At 44.3% G+C, this 19,232-nt stretch carries 20 protein-coding genes; 9 read left to right on the top strand and 11 right to left on the bottom strand.

Annotation, left to right across the window (positions count from 1 at the left end):
• Nucleotides 1-4 precede the first annotated feature (4 nt).
• Genes LEP1GSC058_RS05915 through LEP1GSC058_RS05900 form a run of 4 tightly spaced genes read left to right on the top strand, consistent with a single transcriptional unit; the run spans nucleotide 5 to nucleotide 4,526 of the window.
• On the top strand, nucleotides 5-1,771 hold the full coding sequence (locus LEP1GSC058_RS05915; RefSeq protein WP_039948106.1) for a phospho-sugar mutase: 1,767 nt from the start codon (nucleotides 5-7) through the stop codon (nucleotides 1,769-1,771).
• Nucleotides 1,768-2,994, top strand: a complete 1,227-nt coding sequence (locus LEP1GSC058_RS05910) for an acetylornithine transaminase (RefSeq protein WP_016548476.1) — start codon at nucleotides 1,768-1,770, stop codon at nucleotides 2,992-2,994. The genes LEP1GSC058_RS05915 and LEP1GSC058_RS05910 overlap by 4 nt, the downstream gene beginning before the upstream one ends.
• Nucleotides 2,995-3,011: 17 nt before the next feature.
• Nucleotides 3,012-4,088: a 3-isopropylmalate dehydrogenase gene (gene leuB / locus LEP1GSC058_RS05905; RefSeq protein WP_016548602.1), complete on the top strand. Its 1,077-nt coding sequence runs from the start codon at nucleotides 3,012-3,014 to the stop codon at nucleotides 4,086-4,088.
• 30 nt (nucleotides 4,089-4,118) lie between these two features.
• Nucleotides 4,119-4,526, top strand: coding sequence for a response regulator (locus LEP1GSC058_RS05900; protein WP_016548693.1), 408 nt, complete (start codon nucleotides 4,119-4,121; stop codon nucleotides 4,524-4,526).
• Nucleotides 4,527-4,547: 21 nt separating this feature from the next.
• On the opposite strand, the gene LEP1GSC058_RS05895 is transcribed toward LEP1GSC058_RS05900, so the two are convergent.
• Nucleotides 4,548-5,246 (bottom strand): polyphenol oxidase family protein, encoded by a 699-nt coding sequence (locus LEP1GSC058_RS05895; protein WP_016548332.1) that lies wholly within the window; start codon nucleotides 5,244-5,246, stop codon nucleotides 4,548-4,550.
• Nucleotides 5,247-5,341: 95 nt separating this feature from the next.
• Here LEP1GSC058_RS05895 and LEP1GSC058_RS05890 point away from each other — a divergent pair, with 95 nt between their 5' ends.
• Nucleotides 5,342-6,001, top strand: coding sequence for a phosphoribosylanthranilate isomerase (locus LEP1GSC058_RS05890; protein ID WP_016548429.1), 660 nt, complete (start codon nucleotides 5,342-5,344; stop codon nucleotides 5,999-6,001).
• Entirely contained in the window at nucleotides 5,973-8,537 is a 2,565-nt protein-coding gene (gene mutS, locus LEP1GSC058_RS05885) for a DNA mismatch repair protein MutS (protein WP_016548683.1), read from the top strand. The genes LEP1GSC058_RS05890 and mutS overlap by 29 nt, the downstream gene beginning before the upstream one ends.
• 25 nt (nucleotides 8,538-8,562) lie before the next feature.
• On the opposite strand, the gene serB is transcribed toward mutS, so the two are convergent.
• The 9 genes from serB to LEP1GSC058_RS05845 form a co-directional block, all read right to left on the bottom strand.
• Entirely contained in the window at nucleotides 8,563-9,429 is an 867-nt protein-coding gene (serB, locus tag LEP1GSC058_RS05880; protein ID WP_016548378.1) for a phosphoserine phosphatase SerB, read from the bottom strand.
• A 6-nt stretch (nucleotides 9,430-9,435) separates the two neighbouring features.
• Nucleotides 9,436-10,182, bottom strand: a complete 747-nt coding sequence (locus tag LEP1GSC058_RS05875) for a GDSL-type esterase/lipase family protein (protein WP_016548681.1) — start codon at nucleotides 10,180-10,182, stop codon at nucleotides 9,436-9,438.
• 27 nt (nucleotides 10,183-10,209) lie between these two features.
• Nucleotides 10,210-10,383 (bottom strand): hypothetical protein, encoded by a 174-nt coding sequence (locus LEP1GSC058_RS20275; RefSeq protein WP_010419775.1) that lies wholly within the window; start codon nucleotides 10,381-10,383, stop codon nucleotides 10,210-10,212.
• 159 nt (nucleotides 10,384-10,542) lie between these two features.
• The gene (gene bioB / locus LEP1GSC058_RS05870) at nucleotides 10,543-11,634 is read right to left on the bottom strand and encodes a biotin synthase BioB (protein ID WP_016548621.1); all 1,092 of its coding nucleotides are present in this window, start codon (nucleotides 11,632-11,634) and stop codon (nucleotides 10,543-10,545) included.
• Nucleotides 11,635-11,697: 63 nt separating this feature from the next.
• Entirely contained in the window at nucleotides 11,698-13,002 is a 1,305-nt protein-coding gene (bioA, locus tag LEP1GSC058_RS05865; RefSeq protein WP_016548498.1) for an adenosylmethionine--8-amino-7-oxononanoate transaminase, read from the bottom strand.
• Nucleotides 12,999-13,664, bottom strand: a complete 666-nt coding sequence (gene bioD, locus LEP1GSC058_RS05860) for a dethiobiotin synthase (protein ID WP_016548388.1) — start codon at nucleotides 13,662-13,664, stop codon at nucleotides 12,999-13,001. Before bioD ends, bioA begins: the two co-directional genes overlap by 4 nt.
• Nucleotides 13,665-13,666: 2 nt before the next feature.
• Entirely contained in the window at nucleotides 13,667-14,809 is a 1,143-nt protein-coding gene (locus LEP1GSC058_RS05855) for an aminotransferase class I/II-fold pyridoxal phosphate-dependent enzyme (protein ID WP_016548710.1), read from the bottom strand.
• Nucleotides 14,810-14,827: 18 nt separating this feature from the next.
• Entirely contained in the window at nucleotides 14,828-15,808 is a 981-nt protein-coding gene (locus LEP1GSC058_RS05850) for a malate dehydrogenase (protein ID WP_016548306.1), read from the bottom strand.
• 26 nt (nucleotides 15,809-15,834) lie between these two features.
• Entirely contained in the window at nucleotides 15,835-16,896 is a 1,062-nt protein-coding gene (locus tag LEP1GSC058_RS05845; RefSeq protein WP_016548453.1) for a DsbA family protein, read from the bottom strand.
• 104 nt (nucleotides 16,897-17,000) lie between these two features.
• Here LEP1GSC058_RS05845 and LEP1GSC058_RS05840 point away from each other — a divergent pair, with 104 nt between their 5' ends.
• The 3 genes from LEP1GSC058_RS05840 to LEP1GSC058_RS05830 are packed head-to-tail and all read left to right on the top strand — an operon-like array spanning nucleotide 17,001 to nucleotide 18,202.
• Nucleotides 17,001-17,243 carry a hypothetical protein gene (locus tag LEP1GSC058_RS05840; protein WP_016548700.1) on the top strand — a complete coding sequence of 81 codons (243 nt, stop codon included), beginning with the start codon at nucleotides 17,001-17,003 and terminating at the stop codon, nucleotides 17,241-17,243.
• Nucleotides 17,240-17,557: a hypothetical protein gene (locus tag LEP1GSC058_RS05835; protein ID WP_016548580.1), complete on the top strand. Its 318-nt coding sequence runs from the start codon at nucleotides 17,240-17,242 to the stop codon at nucleotides 17,555-17,557. The genes LEP1GSC058_RS05840 and LEP1GSC058_RS05835 overlap by 4 nt, the downstream gene beginning before the upstream one ends.
• A 3-nt stretch (nucleotides 17,558-17,560) precedes the next feature.
• Nucleotides 17,561-18,202, top strand: a complete 642-nt coding sequence (locus LEP1GSC058_RS05830) for a hypothetical protein (protein ID WP_016548586.1) — start codon at nucleotides 17,561-17,563, stop codon at nucleotides 18,200-18,202.
• Between the two features lie 8 nt (nucleotides 18,203-18,210).
• On the opposite strand, the gene thrB is transcribed toward LEP1GSC058_RS05830, so the two are convergent.
• The gene (thrB, locus tag LEP1GSC058_RS05825; RefSeq protein ID WP_016548337.1) at nucleotides 18,211-19,167 is read right to left on the bottom strand and encodes a homoserine kinase; all 957 of its coding nucleotides are present in this window, start codon (nucleotides 19,165-19,167) and stop codon (nucleotides 18,211-18,213) included.
• Nucleotides 19,168-19,232 lie beyond the last annotated feature (65 nt).

Below are 19,232 nucleotides of genomic sequence, written 5' to 3'. Positions count from 1 at the left end.
GATGATGGATCAAGAGAGCGTAAATATTGAAGCCTGGACTCAGGAACCGTTTTCTTCTAACGTAAGAAAGGAAGCCTCGAGCGTTTTAGAGAGATTCAGAAAGGGTATTAAGGGACTCGAAATCGAAGCCTTTACCGTCCCGTTGGAGTTCGGTACCGGAGGAATCAGGGGTCGCATCGGAAACGGAATCGGGCGAATGAACGAGTATACTGTCGGCCGCGCCGCTCTCGGCTTTTCCCGCTATCTCGTAAGGAAATCCAAAAAGCCGATACTTGTAATCGCCTACGATTCAAGACGCCGATCCCGCGAATTCGCGGAAGTGACTGCGGGAATTGCCGCCTCATACGGTATCAAAGTCTATTTATTTCCCGAAGTCGCACCGACTCCGTTACTATCCTATGCGGTTCGATATTATAAAGCGACTGGGGGCGTCGTTTTGACCGCGTCTCATAATCCACCGGAGTACAACGGTTTCAAAGCCTATCTCTCCAAAGGGGAGCAGTTAGTACCTCCCGACGATAAGAGAATCATCGGCCTTATCGAATCCATCCAGGATTGGAATGAGATTAAGATTATTTCCAGTAAAGATGCACAATATAAAAAATTTGTGAAAAAGGTCGAGCCCGCCTGCTTTGCGTCCTACTTAAAGGACTTAAAGAAGGCAGGAATCCAATCCGAGCGAGTGACCGCGAAGCAAAGATCCGCCTTAAAATTAGTATACTCCCCGCTGCACGGAACAGGCGGAAAGTATATGAAATTTTTATTAAGTAATTTCGGTTATAAGCAGGTCACTCTCGTTCCGGAACAAAAAGATCCGAACGGAGAATTCCCGACCGTTAAATACCCGAATCCCGAAGAAGCGGAAGCGTTAGAGCTGAGTCTGAAATTGTCCCAAAAAATCGGGGCAAAAGCGTTCATAGCGACCGATCCCGACGCGGATCGCCTTGGTATCGGAGTCCGCAATTTCGACGGCTCTTATACTTTGCTTAACGGAAATCAAATCGGTTCGATTCTTGCCGCTTATCTTTCCGAAAAAGTCGCCTCTAAAAAGAGAAAAGGGAAAAAGCCTGTTCTCGTTAAAACGATCGTCACTACGGATCTCCAGTCCGAAATTGCTAAAAAGAATAAGATTACTTTAAAGAACGTTTTAACCGGCTTTAAATACATCGCGGAAGTGATGGGCAAACTGGACGGAAGTAAGACGCAATATTTTCTATTCGGAGGAGAGGAATCCTACGGGTATCTACCGGTAAATTTTGTTCGAGATAAGGACAGCCTCTCGTCCGCCCTACTTTTGTTAGAAGTTTTAGCGGAGAAGGAAGATCTTACGGATTATATGAACGAGATCTACCTGAAGTACGGTCTCTATCAGGAAGGGCTTAAATCTTTAAATTTAGAAGGATTGGCCGGAAAGAAGAAAATTCAGGATTCGTTAGATTCGCTTAGAAATAATGATTTAATCGGTCAAATATTAGGTCAGCGTAAAGTAATCGGCTTTCTAGATTATAAAAATAAGATCGCAAAAGGATCTTCTTCCAAATCCGCATTTTCAGGACTTCCCGCCTCCGATGTGATTCAATTGGAGTTGGAAGGTTCTGGAAAACTGACAATCCGACCGTCCGGAACGGAACCGAAGATTAAAATCTATTCTTCGTTTAAGAGTTTAAAGCATCCGAACTCTAAAGAGGAGATTCCGGCATTGACCCAAACTCTCTCTGACGAACTTAAGCAGACCGAAACCGCATTTTTAAAGATAGCAGGGTTATCATGAAAGAAACAGCAACCGAATTTCAAAAAACGAAAGAACTGAGTAATAAGTATCTACTGGATCTAGTCCACCGCTATCCCGTCGCATTTCGGTACGGAGTGAACGAGCTTTTATTCGACCAGGAAAATAAGCAGTACATCGATTTTCTCTGCGGAGTAGCCGTCACCAACCTAGGACATAGCGATCCGGACATCATCGAAGTCATTCGTACCCAATCCGATAAGTTAATGCATACCTCCAATTGGTTTTATTCCGAAGAAGCTTCTAAGCTGGCAGAGCTGCTGATTTTGAATACGTTTCCGGGCAAAGTATTCCTTTGCAATTCCGGAACTGAAACCACCGAGGCGGCATTCAAACTTACGAGAGCCTATGCCGAGCAAAGACAGATCGCGGACCCTGTCATCATTTCCCTTCAGAAAAGTTTTCATGGACGATCGGTTTCCGGAATCAGTCTCACCGGGCAAAAGAAAATGCATACCGGATTCGGCAAGCTGTTGGACGGAATTGAATTTGTTACACCGAACAACGAAAAAGAATTAGTCGGAGCATTTGAGCAATATTCCGGACATGTCGTAGCATTCTTTGCCGAACCAATTTTGGGAGAAAGCGGTATCATTCCGCTGACTCATAATTTTCTAACCTTAGCTCGGGAATTGACTCAAGAGAACGAAGCCTTGATGATTTTAGATGAGGTCCAAACGGGCTTTGGCAGAACAGGAACCCTTTTTGCATTCGAAACTTTCGGATTCTCTCCCGATGTCATGACATTGGCCAAAGGGCTTGGTTCGGGGTTTCCTGTCGGCGCAATGATCGTCTCGGAGAAATATCAGGACGTATTAGGAAAAGGATCTCACGGGTCCACTTTCGGTGGAAACCATTTAGGAGCCGCTATCGCTTACGAAACGATTCGGATCATCCAATCCAGGGATATTCTCGCGAATGTCAACGCATGTTCCGACATCGCCTTTAGTAGATTGAATCAAATGAAAGAAAAATTAAGGATCGTGAAAGAAGTCAGAGGGAAAGGTCTCCACATAGGAGTAGACCTTGCGATCCCCTCTCGACAAGTCGCTGAACGATGCTTGCACAAGGGATTAATCGTAAACGCGACGGGCGAAACCGTAATTCGGGTAATGCCTCCGCTTACTATATCGACTAAGTATTTAAACGAAGGTTTGGATATTCTTGAAGAAGCCCTGACCGAGTTCCAAAACGAACAGAAGTAAAAAGGAAAGCAAATAGCATGAAGAAAGTCGCCGTATTAGCCGGAGACGGGATCGGGCCGGAAGTTATGAAAGTAGCTCTTTCGGTCCTAAAGAAAGCCTTAGGAAAAAAAGAATCTGACTTTAAATTTGAGGAGGCCTTTGTCGGTGGAATTGCGATCGATAAGACCGGCGGTCCTCTTCCTCAAGAGACTCTCAAACTCTGCGAAGGCTCGGACGCCATTTTATTCGGGAGCGTGGGCGGCCCGAAATGGGAGTCCTTACCTCCCGAAAAACAACCGGAACGTGGCGCTCTATTACCCCTTAGAAAACATTTCGATTTATTCGCGAATTTGCGACCCGCGATCATTTACCCGGAACTAAAAAATGCGTCCCCTATTAAAGCGGAGATTATCGGAAACGGCTTAGATATTTTGATCTTAAGAGAACTCACCTCGGGAATTTATTTCGGCCAACCGAAGGGACGAGAAGGCTCCGGCGCGGAAGAATTTGCCTATGACACGATGAGATATTCGCGACGAGAAATCGAGCGAGCTGCTCGGGTCGCATTTGAAGCCGCCCGAAAAAGAAATAACAAGGTGACTAGTATCGATAAAGCCAACGTCCTTACGACCTCCGTTTTTTGGAAAGAAGTCGTGATAGACTTGCATAAAAAGGAGTTTTCCGACGTCCAACTAGCTCATCTATATGTGGATAACGCTGCGATGCAATTGATCGTCAATCCTAAACAATTCGACGTGATTCTTTGCGAAAATATGTTCGGAGATATACTCTCCGATGAAGCCTCGATAATTACCGGTTCGATCGGCATGCTTCCTTCCGCTTCGCTTTCCGAATCCGGATATGGACTGTACGAACCTTCCGGAGGATCCGCACCCGACATTGCAGGAAAAGGAATCGCAAATCCGATTGCGCAGATTCTCAGTGCGGCGTTGATGCTACGTTATTCCTTCTCTTTAGAAGAAGAGGCACAAAAAATCGAGACCGCTGTTCGCAAGGTTATCTCGCAAGGAAAGCGAACTAGAGATATCGCCGAAGCAGGCGCTAAAATTCTCGGAACTGAAGAAATTGGAAAAGAGATAGAAAACGCATTATGAATTTCTTGAACAACTTAGGACGGTAGTAAGATGAAAGGTGGAATTGCTCCCTCAGGAAGACCGTATCAGGTCATTATCGCGGAGAACTCCAAGTTCCAAGCCAAACAACTCGCTCAAATTTTGGAATCAGAAGGCTACGAAGTCGTAGCATTTGCGGAAACTGGAAAAGAGCTAATCAATCTTTATAAGGAAAATAAAAAAGTCGATCTTATCACCCTCGATCTTCATTTACCGGTGATGGACGGGTTTGCGGCTTTTTACGAAATTAAAGACCTAGGTGTTTTACCCCGCATTTTAGTAATTAGCGAAGAGAATACGCCAGCAGTAATCAAAACTCTGTCCGATAGCGGAGTAATGGATTATATCGTAAAACCGATTAAGCGTGAAAAAGTCTTAGAAAAAGCGAACTCGACGGTTCGAAAGGCGATTAAAGTATAACGCTTAAATTATAGACTGGGCTCACTCCAGCCAAATGCAGTTTAAGTTTCGTCCGGTGTCTCCTCTTCTATGACTGAAATATCTGGAATTAGCGGCCATCGTGCAAGCTCCCGACGTTTCTACAAATGGCTCCGTTCCAAGTTTACGGATGCGATTCATAAGAAAGACTTTTTGTTCTAACAGAAACTTTCCCTCTTCCGGAAGCTCTTTAAGAGCCCCGGGAAATTCCTTCCGAAATTCTCCGGCTACGTCTTCTCCTACTTCGTACTGTTTTCCAGTGGCGTACGGCCCGATAAAGAATTGCAGAAGTTGCAAATCGACTCCGTATTTCTTCGATACTTCAAGCAAAGCGGATTCCGTAACACCGGCCAACGTGCCTTTCCAACCGGAATGAACGATTCCCACCAAAGCCGGCCTTCCAGTCCAGAAAAAGATCGGCATGCAATCGGCCGTTTTAACGACTAACACCTTCCTCGGTTCGGCAGAATAAAGGGCGTCCCCTTGGGAAATTTCTGCAGATTTCAAAGAATCTGCATTTACGATGCTTTTGCCATGAACTTGGTCTAATAGATAGATCCGGTCTTCAGGGATTTGGCTGAAGTGCGACACTTTTCCCAAAATGTATTCAGGGGTCGAGGTATAATCGCTCAACTCCCGGTTTCCCAGAATTAGAATCCGCAGACTCCTTTTGTCTTCGAGAAAGAATCGATGATCGATCATACTTGACGGGAAGAGGTTCTAGTCTTGTATAGAAAAGACGGAAAATAATTCGAGTCAGAAATGGTTGCCGACGATCTTTTTCCGAAAAGAATAGAATGTCAAAAATTGTAAAAGTGAAAATCTGCGGTATAAAAGACCCCGATATCCTAAAATTATGCATAGAGGAAGGTGCGGATTTTATAGGTCTAAATTTTTCTCCCGTAAGTTCGCGCAATATATCCCGCTTCCAGGCGGAACATCTGCTCGCTTATCTCAAGAGTTCCGTTCCCGAATCGATTCGACCTAAAGTGGTCTTCCTATTCTATAAGAATTCGATATCATTTATAGAATCCGTCCTAAAAACTCTCCCTTACGATTATTTGCAATTCGTGAATGACGATCCTCTATTACCCGGTCATTCCTCGCCTCTGATAGGTCAAAGAAACCGCAGAATTCTATCTTACCGCGTAAAAAACCAAATCAATGACGATTCCTTAGCCTCATTAGATTCCAAACTATTGATTCTGGACAGCTATGTTTCCGGTTCGGGTGGGGGAACGGGAGAAGCTTTCCCCTGGAAGTATGTCCGAGACGTTCGACGACCTTATTTTCTTGCAGGAGGATTGCGACCCGATACGGTCGCAAAAGCAATCCAAGAACTCCTTCCTTACGGAGTCGATGTCGCAAGCGGAGTAGAATCATCTCCGGGAGTCAAGGATCCCAAACTGGTTCGAGAATTTATTAAGAATGCCAAACGAGCTAGCAGCAGAAACTAACGAGCCGAATTTATCGGAAGCTTTAGATACTCCCATGATGCGCCAATATCTGGACATCAAGGCGCGATTTAAAGATTCGATACTATTCTTTCGCATGGGCGATTTCTACGAAATGTTCTTGGAGGATGCAAAAATAGCCTCCAACATTTTAGATATCGCCTTAACTAAGCGTCAGAACTCGGTTCCGATGTGCGGGATCCCTTACCATAGTAAAGACGCCTACATAGCCCGGTTACTCGGAGCAGGGAAAAAGATCGCGATCTGCGAACAGTCGAAGCCGGATGATTCGAATCCGAAATTAATGACGAGGGATGTGGTTCGTATAATCACTCCCGGTACCGTCATAGAGGAAAATTTACTCTCCGGTTATCAAAACAATTATCTTTGCGTGTTGTTGCCGAAAGCGACCTTAATATTCGTAGGTATGGCTGATGTTTCCACGGGAGAAGTTTTACAATTCACGGTTCCGATTTCGAATCCGAACGCATTGATTGCCGAACTTGAAAAATTCCATCCTAGCGAGACGTGCATTTTAGAAAAAGACCTGGAACGAATTCGTTCCTGGGAAGGATTTACAGACGGCAATTTTACCTTGCTTCCACAGTCGGCAGAAGGCGGTGTCGAAGCGAAGGATCCCTTTTCTTCCGTTCGCAATTGTTTGGAATATTATATTCGTGAAAATTACAGGGATGGGTCGCTGACGCTCAGAGAGGCCAAAGTTTTGCGGACCGGTTCATTTCTGGAAATGGATCGAGAAACGGTAATAAATTTAGAATTAATCGAAAATGAAAACGAAAAGAATCATACCTTATTTTCCGTATTAAATTTTTGTCATACTCCGAAAGGAAAACGCCTGCTAAAGCAGAGGATTTTATTTCCGGAAACGGATCTTGCCGTCATAAGCTTGCGTTGGGAAAAACAGGATTTACTTCGAAATAGCCAAACTCATCTTTTGGTTCAAGCCCTAAAGGATTTAGGGGATTTGGAAAGAATTTTAATTCGATTCAGAAATAATAAAGCTTATCCTCGCGATTTCAGAACCATCCTAACTGCAATTAAAACGGGAGAGTTCATTACGAAGCAATTGAAATCGGTAGCCTACCCGATCAATTACCCGGCGGGAAGACTTACGGATTTAGAAGTCCATATTCAGGACAGACTGAACCCGGAAGACCTACCGGTCATTTTGGGAAACGGAAAATTCTTAAAAGACGGATTCCTACCGGAGTTGGACAAGGCGAGAGAGGCCGGCACGAAAGGAATGGATTGGATCCTCGAACTAGAAGCGGCCGAAAAGAAACGAACGGGACTTTCCACTCTCAAAATTAAATATAACAAAATCGTAGGCTATTTCATCGAGATATCTCGAAACCAAGCGGAGCAAGCGCCGAAAGAGTATCTAAAAAAACAGACATTGGTCACTACGGAACGATTCACGATTTCCCGCCTGGAAGAGATCGAGAGAGCGATTCTGGAGGCTGATGATACGATCCGCTCGGTGGAAAAAAAAGAATTCGATTTGATGACTGCGAAAGTTTTGGAATACGACTCCGAACTATTGGAGTTATCCGAGGAATTCGGCGATTTGGATTTCCAGCTTTCCCTCTTAAAAGCTGAGGAAAAATACGCTTGGGTCCGAGCCTCCTTCAGCTCCAATTCTGGAATTTCCATGAAGGACTCCAGACATCCGGTAGTGGAAGCAAGTTTGCCTGTCGGCGTTAAATTCGTTCCCAACGATGTTTTGTTGGACGTCGGAGACAACGCGATCGCGATTCTTACCGGACCGAATATGGCCGGAAAATCAACCTTTATGCGCCAAATCGCTTTGAATCAAATTCTATTTCAGATCGGTTCCAGCGTTTCCGCTACGAAAGCCCAATTACCGATCGTGGACCGTTTATTCACTCGAATCGGAGCCGGAGACAATCTAACGGCGGGCGAATCCACATTTTTCGTAGAAATGAAAGAAACCGCTCATATTTTAAGAAACTGTAGTTCGCAATCGCTATTATTATTCGACGAAGTTGGCAGAGGCACTTCCACTTACGACGGGATGAGTATCGCCTGGGCGATACTCGAATATCTTTCCGAAATGTCGGTCCGACCAAAGACCGTATTTGCCACGCATTATCATGAATTGACCGAGCTTTCCCGCTTACCGGGAGTTTGGAATATTCATATGGAGACATTGGAGAAGGAAGATAAAGTTCTATTCCTGCGCAAAGTCAAACCGGGTAAGGCCAAGAAATCATTCGGTATCTACGTCGCCCAACTTGCAGGCGTCCCGGATCCCGTCGTAAAGAGAGCTACGGAGATTCTCTCGGATCTAGAGTCGAGGAAGAAAGAAATCCGAATTCAAACCAGGGAACCTTCCCTCTTTCAGGAGTTTACACCTTCTTCGTCCGATCAACAGTTTTGGTTGGATTGGAAAAAGGAGATTATAGATCTTCCCATAGAGTCAATGACGCCGATGGAAGCATTACGTTTATTGGATGATTGGAAGCGAAAAGCGATATCGAAAGAAAAGAGCGGTTGAAAAATACCGACATCGAACGGCGATTTTATTGTTCGAATAAATAAAGCAATATGTCCATCGGGGCAAAATCCACCCAATTTTCAATTTCGGATTTTAAACCGTCTTTCGCGTGAAACCCGATTCCGATTCCCGCCTCGGATAACATCAATTGATCGTTAGCTCCATCTCCCACAGCGACCACATCCCGTTTCGAAATGCCGAATTTTTCTCTCAACTCGATCAATGATCCGCGCTTTACATCCTTGTCTACGATTCCGCCCAGCACCGAACCGGTAAGCTTTTCGTCGATTTTCTCCAGCACGTTCGCACGTACCTCGTCTATTTCGTAATCCTTCTGAAATGCTGCTAAAATATCGATAAATCCGCCGCTGAAAACCGCAAGTTTAGCTCCGCGTAGCTTCAACTCTGGAAGAAGTTCCCGCACTCCGAAATTTAAAGTGAGTCTAGGGTAAAGTTTCAAAAGCGAATCGGCCGCGAGGCCTCGTAAATGAGCACAACGTTTTCTTAATGATTCTTGGAAGTTTAATTTTCCTTCCATTGCCTCTCGGGTTACGGAGGCAACTTCGTCGTAAACGCCTGCAAATCGGGCCAATTCATCCACGACTTCCTGTTGGATCAATGTGGAATCCATATCGAAACAAAATAAAGATTTCCTCTTAATCCTAGATTCGATCTGTAAAACATCGACTTTCGAGGAAAATAAGGCCTTTCTCAAGGATGATAGGTCTTCCCGCACGACCCGTTGCTCCAGGGAGGCAAGAAAACAATGCCATCCGCTTGGAACTATATATTCTACTTTTGTCAAGCCTACTTCGTTTCCAAAACGAACCTTGACCTCTCGTTGCAGGAACGGAAATGTTTCCGATGGATGTTCTATAAAGAATAAAAGCACTGTTTGCTATTTGATAAAATATTTAATTTGCTTAGCCCAGATTTTATAGGCGTTTTCGTTCACATGAATTTTATCTATCTTCCCGCCGTATTCCAATGCAAGATCGTCCCGAAGAAACGGAAGTTCCTTTTTTCGAAAGTATGGCCAGATATCCAAAAAACTTACGCCCGTATTTTCCGAAGCAACTCTCGATAACCAGGCATTGACGATTGGCGACACTGAATTCACATCCTTGCTTAAAACGGGCGGAATTCCTAATATAACGATTTTAGCGTCGGGTAAAGCGGCATGAATTTTTGACACAATCTCTCTATGCCTAGCTTCTAGATAATCCAGGCATTTTCCTTCTCGAATATCGTTCCCGCCGATTTCTATCACGATATATGAAGGTTTTAGCGCAAACACTGTACTCTCTAATCTACCTAAAAGCAATTCAGTCATATCCCCCGGGATTCCTCGATTTACCGATCCGGGAAATTGAGCCGACAACAAATCGGGCGGAAATCCTGCGACGAGACTATTACCTACGAATACGATTTTAGCCGTCTTAATGCGTTCGTTTTCTTTCTTATAGAATTCGATCGCCTCGTTGTATTTTGCCTGATATTGGATCCAGAATTCTACATTCCGAGATCCTAGGCTGCTCGAACAGGTAAAATTGGGATTGTAGTAATCTACAATCGTATCATTGCGAAAACTGGCACAGGAGGTGATGAAGGCAAAAACAAGACTGAGACGTGTAAGAGATTTCATGCGAAGGGACAAGCCCGGAAAGGGTTCTTAGTTGTCAGAATCCTTCATATGAAAACGTTTATGCCAGTCGGCAATCTGCGCCTGAAGATATTCCTCGGTATCGCAGATACGAAATTCGATGGGGTTGTTGGAAACAGTGTCGATCAATTTGGCTTCTATATAGCCGTTTTTCAGTTTATTGATCTCTATTTTATATTTCATCCGACAGCTCTCCGTTATATCCAGGATTTTTTTTCTACCGAGACTTTCAATCCATTACGAATTCTTCCTTCGAAAACGAAAGGCTTAAATTCAAGGGTATTCGGTGTTAGGTCCTGGAAAAACGTACTGGTTTTAATTACTATAAAGTTCGAATTTTTTCTACGGTTTTTTCTTAAATTTATAAAGTTCCGGAAAATTATCCGCAGAATATAGATGATCCTTTCCTAAAATGGCTTCCCAATCTATTTCATCACCCTTTCCGGAAGAAAATTCAGGAAGAAATCCCGCGTCTAGAATCGTCTTTACGGTATCTAAAGCGTCGGATCCTTTTATGTTCAGATAACCGCTAGCAAAAAGAGAATTGGCCGCGAACAAAGCCATACCTTGCATGCTGCGTAAGTGACCTTCCCTTCCTGCCGCTATCCGCACCTCCGAATCCGGGTTTACGAGCCGAAAAACGATCAACGTCCGTAAACAAAATTCCGGAGTGAGCGCTTGCGGATTTTTTATCGCATGCCCGGCTACGGGAATGAAAAAATTAACCGGAATCGATATCACTCTAAGAGCCTTAATTTCAAATACTACATTTACCAGATCCTTCAAAGACTCGCCCATTCCAACGATTACGCCCGAGCACATTCCGATTCCCGCTTCAGAAAGGTGAGAAAGGGTTTCGACTCTTTGATCGTACGTATGGGTGTCGCAAATTTCCGGATAATGTTCTTTAGAAGTATTTAAATTGTGATTATATCGATCGAGGCCCGCTTGCTTCAATCGAATTGCTTTTTCCCGATCTAAGAGTCCCGCAGAAAGACAGACTTTTAAGCCGAGTTCTTGATTGATTCTTTCGATCGTTCGTGCCAATCTTTCGGTTGAATGGGAATTCGGCCCTGTTCCGGCAGTTACCATACAAAAACGATATGCCCCGTTCTCTTTTGCCTGGATTGCGTCTTGAAATATCTCATCTTCGGTCTTTAAAGAATATTCTTGGACGCCCGAATTTGCATTCTTGCGTTGCGCACAGTAACCGCAATCTTCCGGGCAATGGCCGTTTTTAATATTATCGAGTATATGAATTCGGACGGATTTGCCAAAATATTGTTCCCTTGCTTTGAAAGCTTTATCCAGGCATTCGGTTAACGGGGTTTTACCCTGGAGAATGGCTAAGGCTTCTTCCGGAGAAATTAAGCTTGGGACCTCGGAAAGGACCTTCTCCTCCGTGGGAAGGGGCGTTTCGATCACGGTTTTCATTCTGCCGATAGTTTCTTAGAGGCTCGGCTATTGGCAATCGATATTCCGCTAAAAAGAAAGGCTTCAGGCGGGTACCTGATAGGTGAGCAAAGCCTTCCGAATAGCGTCAAAAATTCGATCTAAAGCGATCTGAGAAATAATATAGGGCGGAGTCACATAGATGACATTTCCCAACGGTCTTAGAATCACGCCATGCTCGAGACAAATTCGCTTAAATTCCTGTGAATATGCATTAATATACCCCGGAGATTCTTTGCCCGTTTCCAGCTCTCCTACACCGACGGCCCCCAGTACTCTTATATTTTTTATTTTCGCGGGAAATTCCGCCCTTAATTTAATCCAGCCCTCTTCCAACCCATGCTCTAGTCGCTTAACATCTTGGAGACGTTTCTCTTCATTGAATAATCGAAGCGAGGCAAGAGCTGCGGCGCAACCGGGAGGATTGCCTGTCATCGTATGGCCGTGGTAGAAGGTTTTAAGGGGTTCGTCTGATACAAATTCCCGATAGATTTCTTCGCGAACTAGTGTGACCGCAAGAGGTAGAACACCGCCCGTTAAGCCTTTTGCTAAAGCGATCAGATCCGGTTCTATTCCTGCCGCCTCGTACGCGAATGTATGTCCCGTCCGACCGAAACCTGTGAATACCTCATCGAGTAAAAGTAAAACTCCGTATCGAGACGTAATCTCTCTTAATCGCTGGAGAACCTTCGGCTTATGAAACAACATCCCTCCCGCTCCGGCAATTAACGGTTCGAGAACAACTCCTACTACTTCTTTAGAATGAGAGGATAAATACGCCTCTAACTCATCTAAACAATCTTCGGTGCAGGAGTGCGGTAATTTCCCAACCGGACAATCATGGCAAGCCGGGGATGGAAAATCCTTTGTCGGAAACAAAAGGGTTTGAAAAATCCGATTAAAAATCGAATCTCCCCCGACACTCATGGCTCCGATCGTATCTCCATGGTAAGAGGCTGAAAATTTAATGAAGGTTTTCTTCTTCTCTTCGCCCCGATTCCTAAAGTACTGTAATGCGATCTTAAGCATGATCTCTAGGGCGGTCGAACCGTTATCCGAATACACGACTTTATGGAACTTCCAATTCGCAAACTGCAAAAGTTCGTGGGCGAGTTCCAGCGCAGGCGGATGAGTAAAGCCCGCTAACAAAACGTGATCCAATCTATCCAGCTGATCCTTAACCGATTGAACTAACTTAGGGTGGTTATGACCGTGAATACTTACCCACCAGGAGGAAATTCCATCCACATAGTCTTTGCCTGTTTCGTCGTATAGGAATTCCCCTTTCCCGGAAACGATTTTGAGAGGAGGATCGGAACCTACTAAGGCCGTATAAGGATGCCAAATCAAGGGAATAAAATCTCCGGAAGAATACCTTTGGGATCGAACTCCTCAGCAACTCTTGCGAGGAATTCCTGGCGAGCTAATCGCCTTTCCGGAAGTAAGAAAGTTCCTAAAAGTCCGATTTCGCTAGCTTCGATAATGGTGCGAATATTATCCGACCGCAAGGGATTTTCCGGTCCGATGAAAAAAACTCCATGGCATTTAACCCCGGACCTTTTAATAGCTTCAATAGAAAGAAGCGTGTGGTTGATGGTTCCTAGATCCGTCGAAGCGACAAGCACTACAGGTAATTGAGATTGAACGATTAAATCGATATTATAATAATATCTCTTCAACGGAACGTACAAGCCGCCTGCGCCCTCGATTAATATCCGTTCCGAGCGAATACTATACAAATGCCTTGAGAGTTCGTCCGTATCCACTTCGACATTTGCGAGTTCCGAGGAAAGATGCGGAGACGCGGGAATTTCAAAGGTATAATAATTTTTTAGAAAATACTTTTCGTTCAAACCGGTCAAATTCATGATTTTAACCCGTTCCGAATCCTCTCCTGTTTGAATGGGCTTAAAATATTTGACGCCGCATTGAACCGCGTATTTGGCGAGAAAGAGCGAACAAAATAAGGTTTTACCGACATCGGTTCCTGTCGCCGTTACGAAAACAGCCAAATTTATCGCTCCTTCAGGATGCTTAAAAATAGCATCAAATCTTCTTTTGTAAGCTTCGCATTGACCGAAACCCGAATTCGAGATATGTCGACGGTTGGTGGCCGGATCGCCTTAGCCTGAAATCCGGCAGCTTCAAATAACGAGGCAAATTCCAGGGCTTCTTTTTCATTCTCCAGTAAAATAGGAACGATCTGAGAAGAGGATTTTCCGTAAGAATATCCTTTCGCTTGGATGCCTTCCCGCAAAAGGAGAGAAAATTCTTCGAGTCTTTTCCTTTCCTTATCCATTGATCTGGCTAAGCGAATTGCCGTCCTTCCGGCATGTGCAATCGCAGGTAAAGATCCGGTTGAAAATACGAAGGTTCGAGCGGAATGAATTAAGAATTTTCTGGCGTCGGCCTTGCAGGAAACCATCGCGCCCTCCAATCCGAGCGCTTTTCCCAAAGTCGCCATCCGAAAATCTATCCCTTCCAATTGAGAAGAAGAAAGTTGAGAATTTGCCAACCCCGCTCCTTCCGGTCCGAATAATCCGACCGCATGAGCTTCATCCAAATAAAGAAGGGCGCCGTATTTTTCCTTCAATTCGAGTAAATCCCCGATTTGGGAAACATCTCCGTCCATGCTGAAAACGGTTTCGGCTACGATGATTTTATGCTTACTCGCGGAATGCTTTCGCAGAAGTTCTTCGAGATGGTTTAAATCTAAATGCCGGTAATAGACTTTTTTAGCCCCCGAAAGACGAATTCCGTCCATCAAGGATGCATGATTTTTTCGATCCGCAAAGACAACGTAAGAGGGATCGCAAACGCAGGAAAGCGTGCCTAGATTTGCCGCGTATCCGTTTGCAAAAAATAAGGAAGCTTCCGAATTCACCCAGGATGAGAAATCGTTCTCTAACTTCGTAAAAACGTCCCGATGCCCTCGAACCAATCGACTGGCCGTGGAACCGGCCCCGAATAGATCGATTCCTTCTTTAAGAGATTCTAATATTTCAGGGTGTTGAGATAGGTTAAGGTAATCGTTGGAACAAAGATCGATACCTATTGGAGGATCTAACGACCTGATCCGATTCGTCGATTCAAGCCGAGAAAAGAAGGCGGGTAACTCGCCGTAAAAGGGGACGCTGAATGTCCGAGGTTCCCGCACTTCTTTTTCTAAAAGGAATTAAAGCATTCCCTTTACTTCGTCGCGCTCGGATTTGAGTTCGTCATGGGTAATCTTAAACTTTTCTTTTGCAAAATCGTTTAAAGTCAGACCTTTAACGATCTCTACTTTTTTCCCGTCCGACTTTACCGGAAACCCGAAAATCAATCCCTTGTCCGCATCGTAAGATCCGTCCGATGCCACTGCGACACTGAACCAATCGCCTGAAGGAGTCGGATTGATGATTTGACGAACCGTGTCAACGACACCGTTTGCCGCCGAAGCTGCGGAAGAAGCGCCTCTCGCCTTAATGATTTCGGCTCCGCGTTGTTGGACGTTTTTAATGAAATCGCCTTTTAGCCAATCGTGGTCTTTGATCACATCGGTCGCGACTTTTCCGGCGATTTTCGCATTATAGAAATCAGGATATTGCGTTGCGGAGTGATTGCCCCAAATTCCGACATTGGTTACATCTTTCACCGGAACACCCGCTTTATTCGCTAATTGCGACTTCGCCCGATTTTCATCCAGCTTAGTCATCGCAAACCAACGATCCGTAGGAATTCCTTTTGCATTATTCATTGCGATCAAACAATTCGTATTGCAGGGGTTTCCTACAACCAGAACTCTTAAATCCGATGCGGCGTTCTTTTCCAACGCCTTACCTTGGTTCACAAAAATTCCGCCGTTAATTTTAAGAAGATCTCCCCTTTCCATTCCCGCCTTACGAGGAACGGAACCGACCAAAAGAGCCCAGTTGATGTCTTTAAAGGCAGTATCCAAATCGGAGGAAACGGTTACTTTCTGAAGTAGCGGGAAAGCACAGTCTTCCAACTCCATAATTACGCCCTTAGCAGCGGGCAAAGCAGCCTCCAATTCCAGCATCTGGATTTCAACCGGAGTATCCGATCCGAACATTTGACCGGAGGCGATCCGGAATAGAAGAGAATAACCGATTTGCCCAGCGGCTCCGGTAACTGCTACTTTAACTGTGTTTCCCATAAAATGCTGTCCTACCTATTATCAGGTTAATTTTTTAACTCTTGATCTATGATTTTAGTAAATGATTCGATCGGTTGCGCGCCTTCCACCATAATTCCGTTGATAAAAAAGGCAGGAGTTCCGTTGACCCCGTATTTTTGTCCCTCGGCGATATCCGCATCGATTTCCAGTTTTTGCTTCGCTTCATCGGAAATGCACTTTTGAAACTCGGGCATATTTAAGCCGCTCTTTTGAGCGAGAGAAATGACATTACTTCTTTCTAAATTACCGCTGTTCTCGAAAAGTTTGGAAAAATAATCCCAATACTTTCCTTGAGGAATGGCGCAATTCGCCGCGATATGAGCGAACATCGCATTCTGGTGGAACGGTAGCGGAAAGTCGCGGAATACCCAGCGGATTTTTCCCTGGTATTTTTCGCGAAGTTGTTTTGTAACATCCTGACTTCTTTTACAATAAGGACATTCAAAATCGGAAAATTCGACTATGGTAATCTTCGCGTCCTTCGGTCCGATGGAAGGATTGTCGCCGGTTGAGACGTCGATCTTAGTCGGCGCGAGCTCTTGAACTCGGATATCGATATCATATTTAGAACGAAGCTGTTGGTAGAATGCTTGGCGTTCCTCGTCTTCCTTAACTCTCTTTAGGAAGCTGGCTATATCGCCTTGGACCTGCTGATACGATTTTCCTTTCAGAGCGGGAATATTATTTTTATATTGATTATAGGTAGCGATCTTTTCTTCTTCGGTGGGTTCGTAATTGGCCGCAAATTTGGTTAGTTCCTGAACGGCAATTCCCCTATCTTTCGCTTCTAATTCCAATACCTTATCGTTTGCAAATTGGGAAAAGAGCCTATAGATTTTATCGTTATTCTCTGCGGCGTATTTGCGATAAAGAGCCGCATTCGAATCCTTAACATCGCTTAACGTATAGTAACGATGTCCGATTTTTACATACTGTTCGGGGGCAAAAAATTTGTAAATCGGATAGGCGGTAAGTAAGACGTAGAATCCGAAGGATCCCGCTATTAAGATGGTTTTATTTACTTTAGAAAAAAGGTCGCTAAACCGGGGAGAACTCTCTTCCGACATAATCTCCTGTCCCGGGAAAAAAATTCCCTTACTACCAATTTAGAAACCCGGTCACCTCTGGCAAACGTTAAATTCCAGCGGTATTTGAAGGCGAATCGGCGAATTTGAAGAAAATTGAAATATGTTCGAAATTTAAAATTGTAAGCATTTATAGGACTCTCGGACGAATTAAAGTTCAAAAAAATATTAAGCATCCGATTCCCTTACCGATAGAATTATATAGAGAGGACCGAAACGGAAAAGATTCTTCCTACCAACGGGAGCCGTTACCGGATCCCGCAAATGAAAGCGGAATTTATCCGATTAATTCGGTATCGGAACCTGAAAACGGAGGTTTAGGTTTATGAATGTCAACGGAATACAGACTAGCGGAGCTTATTCTCCGCAATGGTCACCGCCTGTAAAAGAAGTCGGGAAAGAAGAAACTATTCCTACTGACCTGATTCGACTCGGATTTCAGAAAACCGAAGATATCGGTCGGAAGGAGCCGAAACCGGAAGAATTAGTCATGAAACCTTCTCCGGTAACCGCCGAAGAAAGAATGAGTCAAGTCATTAGCCCGGAACAAATGAAAGATTTATTATCTATGATCGTGCATTCGCGCTTTAGCGCAAATACAAGTGGAACCAGTCTCGGACAAAGGTTTGATCAAAAAGGATAATTTTTGCTTTTCTTGCCGGCTCTATTCTATTCACCGAAGTTAGATACTTTTTTAATTATACTCGCAATCGTTTCCTTTGCGGGGATGGGTTTCTTTTTTTATTGGGAAGTCCTCCGTCCCTACTCCGCCAAGATGCGTCCCGCAGAAATGGACCCGCCCGAAGAGGGAGACGTTCATGAAGTGGTTGTCCCGGAAAGTACTAGGTATTTCCGATTCTCCGTCGGTCAGATAAGCGGAGATTTACTAACCCTATGTCGCTCCATTCAGGACGACCATCTAGTCTTTATTTTGAAAAAAGGAAAAGACAGCGAGGATTACGATATCCAAATTCAAAGATACGGCCCGGCTCTTGTGAGACCGCCTAGAATGCAATTCTTCACAAAAATGGAATCCGTAGAAAAATTGGAGAGTCATGAGATCATCGGACAGACGGCTGTGTTCCGCATATCCGATAAAATCACTCGAGAAAGGATGACTCAATATTTTGAAATCGGATTAACGACCGCTTTTTTTATCAACAAACTTGGAAAAGAGCGCATGAAGTTTTTGTTTACCGTTCAAAAAATCCATCCTGGTCTTTCTCTTCGATCTAGAGATAAGAAAGGACTTTATTCTTTCGGCAAGGAAAAGGCAGAAGAAGAGTAAATGATGGATTAAAGCTTCCTGGCGCGAGACCGCATCCCATCCGAATCGATGCCGATCTGAAGCATTCGACAGGAAATTCCGGTTTCATTTGAAAATTGTTCGGTTAATGCTTCCAATTTTCCGGATATCCTCTTCGAATGCTTTCGTTGACAGTAAAGCAAAACCGACGGTCCGCTTCCGGATAAAGAAACCCCTAAAACTTCTTTTTCGACTTTTTCCACCAACGGTAAAATAGGAAATTCCGTATTCATTCTATAAGGAGTATGGATTCGGTCCTCAAGAGCCTTTTGCAAAAGTCCAGGCTTACCCGATTCCAAAAATTCCCACCAAGTGCCAAAGCGACTCATATTGAAAATCACGTCTTCTACCGGATATTTTTCGGGAAGGCATTTTCGAGAATGGTTTGTAGCAATTTCGATTTCGGGTATTAAGAAAAAGCAATGAATGCCTTTCGGAAATTTTTTCTTAAAATAATAGAGCCTCTCTTCCGCAAAGTAAGAAAAAACGAATCCGCCAAGATATGCCGGCGTCGTATTATCCGGATGACCTTCCAATAATGCGAGATTATATAAAAAATCGGATTCGCTCGGCGTTTTAGTTTCCTTGAAATAGATTTCTTGGGCAAAACGGGCCGCCGCAAAACCTGCAACCACTGCGCTAGCGCTGGAACCCAAACCTCCTTTCATCGGAAGATCCAACTCCATCTTTACCGAATAAGGCAAAGGCGAGCTTTTCGGAATGAAAAGGGAAAAGTAATTTTTATACGCGGCTAATACTAAGTCCTCATCCTCTGAGAAAGGAGGAACATTATAACCTTTGACGCTGCTTTTGAAAGATTCAGAATTTCCAAATTCAAAGGAAAACCGATTATAGATTTTAAAGGCAAGACCGAAAAGGTCGAAACCGGAACCAAGATTTGCGGATGTGCCCGGAACCTGAACTTGGAACTTATATTTCAGACTCATATCGACCTGGTAATCGCCATTGTTTGTTCTCCTGCCCGATCGTCATTTGCTTTTCTTCTTTTCAA

Origin of the sequence: Leptospira fainei serovar Hurstbridge str. BUT 6, assembly GCF_000306235.2 — a bacterium.
Lineage (GTDB): Bacteria > Spirochaetota > Leptospiria > Leptospirales > Leptospiraceae > Leptospira_B > Leptospira_B fainei.
The sequence above is the reverse complement of the archived record's forward strand: the minus strand, read 5'-3'. Positions and strand labels throughout refer to the sequence as shown.

Excerpts from the sequence above, each read along its gene's own strand:
- LEP1GSC058_RS05915 (WP_039948106.1), top strand. The coding sequence starts at position 5 with ATGGATCAAGAGAGCGTAAATATTGAAGCCTGGACTCAGGAACCGTTT.
- LEP1GSC058_RS05910 (WP_016548476.1), top strand. The coding sequence starts at position 1,768 with ATGAAAGAAACAGCAACCGAATTTCAAAAAACGAAAGAACTGAGTAAT.
- leuB (WP_016548602.1), top strand. The coding sequence starts at position 3,012 with ATGAAGAAAGTCGCCGTATTAGCCGGAGACGGGATCGGGCCGGAAGTT.
- LEP1GSC058_RS05900 (WP_016548693.1), top strand. The coding sequence starts at position 4,119 with ATGAAAGGTGGAATTGCTCCCTCAGGAAGACCGTATCAGGTCATTATC.
- LEP1GSC058_RS05895 (WP_016548332.1), bottom strand. The coding sequence starts at position 5,246 with ATGATCGATCATCGATTCTTTCTCGAAGACAAAAGGAGTCTGCGGATT.
- LEP1GSC058_RS05890 (WP_016548429.1), top strand. The coding sequence starts at position 5,342 with ATGTCAAAAATTGTAAAAGTGAAAATCTGCGGTATAAAAGACCCCGAT.
- mutS (WP_016548683.1), top strand. The coding sequence starts at position 5,973 with ATGCCAAACGAGCTAGCAGCAGAAACTAACGAGCCGAATTTATCGGAA.
- LEP1GSC058_RS05875 (WP_016548681.1), bottom strand. The coding sequence starts at position 10,182 with ATGAAATCTCTTACACGTCTCAGTCTTGTTTTTGCCTTCATCACCTCC.
- LEP1GSC058_RS20275 (WP_010419775.1), bottom strand. The coding sequence starts at position 10,383 with ATGAAATATAAAATAGAGATCAATAAACTGAAAAACGGCTATATAGAA.
- bioB (WP_016548621.1), bottom strand. The coding sequence starts at position 11,634 with ATGAAAACCGTGATCGAAACGCCCCTTCCCACGGAGGAGAAGGTCCTT.
- LEP1GSC058_RS05850 (WP_016548306.1), bottom strand. The coding sequence starts at position 15,808 with ATGGGAAACACAGTTAAAGTAGCAGTTACCGGAGCCGCTGGGCAAATC.
- LEP1GSC058_RS05845 (WP_016548453.1), bottom strand. The coding sequence starts at position 16,896 with ATGTCGGAAGAGAGTTCTCCCCGGTTTAGCGACCTTTTTTCTAAAGTA.
- LEP1GSC058_RS05835 (WP_016548580.1), top strand. The coding sequence starts at position 17,240 with ATGAATGTCAACGGAATACAGACTAGCGGAGCTTATTCTCCGCAATGG.
- thrB (WP_016548337.1), bottom strand. The coding sequence starts at position 19,167 with ATGAGTCTGAAATATAAGTTCCAAGTTCAGGTTCCGGGCACATCCGCA.